Here is a 2,303-nt window from a genome sequence, read left to right on the forward strand (position 1 = left end):
AGTGCCTAAAGTACTTAAAGTTAAAAAATAGCAACTAAATGACAGCGAAGCAAATGACCACTAAATGACAAACAAATAAACAAAAAGAAGTACTTAGAGTACTTAAAGTGCCTAAAGTACTTAAAGTTAAAAAATAGCAACTAAATGACAGCGAAGCAAATGACCACTAAATGACAAACAAATAAACAGATAAACAAATAAAACAGTAAGCAGTCGCCAATAAGTAGTTAATAGTAAATAATAAGTAGTAAATTGTAAAATTGAATTAACATTAAACCTGAGCGGAATTATTTAGTCTAAATTTTGTAAAAAAAATATTAATAATAATTAATAGAGAAATTGTTTTTAACTGACAAAGAAATATTAGCATACCTTAAGACTGAAAACGAAAAGAATTATGCGTTTAATCAATTGATAAAGAAATATCAGGAGAGAGTTTATTGGCAAGCACGAAGGATGGTTGTGGAGCATGATGATGCTAATGATATAACTCAAAATGTTTTTATAAAAATTTTAACAAAAATACAAGATTTTAGAGGTGATGCTAATTTATATACTTGGATTTATCGTATTGCTGTAAATGAAACAATAGATTTTTTAAATAAAAAGAGAAAAAGATTTTATATCCCGATAATAAATGTTGAAGCGGAACTTGAAAGAAAAATTGACGACCCTAATGAATTTTCTGGTGATGTAATTCAAAAAAAATTACAGAAAGCAATTTTGAAATTACCTGTAAAGCAAAGAATAGTTTTTAATTTTAGATATTTTGAAGAAAAAAGTTATGATGAAATTTCAAAGATTGTGGGGACATCTGTTGGTGGGTTAAAAGCAAATTATCATCATGCTGTTAAAAAAATTGAAAAATTTATTTTGAAGGAAGATTAAACTTTTTTAATTAAAGATTGTCAAAGAAATACAATGGAAAACAAAAAAGAAATACAAGATGAGTTAATTAAAATTTCACAACCATTAAGTGAAATAAAAAAAGAAAATAATTTTAGCATTCCTGCGGATTATTTTAAAACTTTATCTGACGAAATTCAACAGAAAACCTTTGTACAAAAGAATAAAATTGTTTTAGGATTTGAAAATCTTTTTGAAAATCTTTTTTTAAGATATGCCGTATCCATTTTAGCAATTGGGGTTGTTGTATTTTTTGCAATACATAATTTTACAATTAATAAGTATGAACATGATTTATTCACAAATGCTGAAACATATATTCTTGACCAAGCAGATGCAAGTATTCTTATTGATTATATTAATGAAACTCAACAAAATACTGATTTGAAATCAAAAGATTTTATTGATGATAATATCTTAGACATAATTGATGAAGAACTATTAATTGAACAACTTTAAAAAAAACATATTATGAAAAAAATGTATAAAATATTTATTGCGATACTTTTAATATCATTGACTCAACAACTTTTTGCACAACCTAATAGAGATAATAAACGAGAGAAAATTCAGAGTCTTAGAATTGCTGTTTTTACTGAAGTTTTAAATCTTACACCTGCCGAAGCACAAGTTTTTTGGCCTTTGTACAATGAATACAGTCAAAAAATTAGAGATATTGAATTGACTAAAAAAGAAAAAAACTTAGAAATTCGTAAAAACTATAATTCAATGACTGAAAAAGATTTTGACAAGGTAATAGATGAATATTTGAATATTGAACGAAAAAAGCTGGATATCTCAGAAATTTATTACGATAAAATGAAGAAAGTTATCCCTGTAAAAAAGGTTTTTTTAATACCAAAAGCAGAAAGACAATTTAAAAGAAAGTTGCTGGAAATAATTAAAGAAAGAAGAAGATAGTTGGCAGTTAAGACCAAGTTGCGTTCAATGGTAAAACATTAAAGAAGTACTTAGAGTACTTAAAGTGCCTAAAGTACTTAGAGTTATGTGTTACGGATAACCAATGCTATTAAAGTTTAAAACCCTAACAAAAAGTATCACAAATGCTTTCAGATAAACAGATAAACAGATAACCAAATAAACAAATAAACAGAAGTACTAAAAGTGCTTAAAGTACTTAGAGTTATGTGTTACGGATAACCAATGCTATTAAAGTTTTAAACCCCAACAAAAAGTATCACAAATACTTTCAAATAAACAGATAACCAAATAAACAAATAAACAGAAGTACTTAAAGTGCCTAAAGTACTTAGAGTTATGTGTTACGGATAACCAATGCTATTGAAGTTTTAAACCCCAACAAAAAGTATCACAAATGTTTTCAAATAAACATATAACCAAATAAACAAATAAACAGAAGTACTTAAAGTGCCTAA

General features: G+C 26.1%; 3 protein-coding genes. All 3 read left to right on the forward strand.

Annotation, left to right across the window (positions count from 1 at the left end; all coding sequences use genetic code 11):
* Positions 1-339: 339 nt before the first annotated feature.
* Genes U9R42_10665 through U9R42_10675 form a run of 3 tightly spaced genes read left to right on the forward strand, consistent with a single transcriptional unit; the run spans position 340 to position 1,827 of the window.
* The gene (locus U9R42_10665) at positions 340-888 is read left to right on the forward strand and encodes a sigma-70 family RNA polymerase sigma factor (protein MEA3496486.1); all 549 of its coding nucleotides are present in this window, start codon (positions 340-342) and stop codon (positions 886-888) included.
* 33 nt (positions 889-921) lie between these two features.
* Positions 922-1,365 carry a hypothetical protein gene (locus U9R42_10670; GenBank protein ID MEA3496487.1) on the forward strand — a complete coding sequence of 148 codons (444 nt, stop codon included), beginning with the start codon at positions 922-924 and terminating at the stop codon, positions 1,363-1,365.
* Positions 1,366-1,377: 12 nt separating this feature from the next.
* Positions 1,378-1,827: a hypothetical protein gene (locus U9R42_10675; protein MEA3496488.1), complete on the forward strand. Its 450-nt coding sequence runs from the start codon at positions 1,378-1,380 to the stop codon at positions 1,825-1,827.
* The last annotated feature ends 476 nt before the right edge of the window (positions 1,828-2,303 follow it).

It is taken from the genome of Bacteroidota bacterium (genome assembly GCA_034723125.1).
In the GTDB taxonomy this organism is placed as follows: domain Bacteria; phylum Bacteroidota; class Bacteroidia; order CAILMK01; family JAAYUY01; genus JAYEOP01.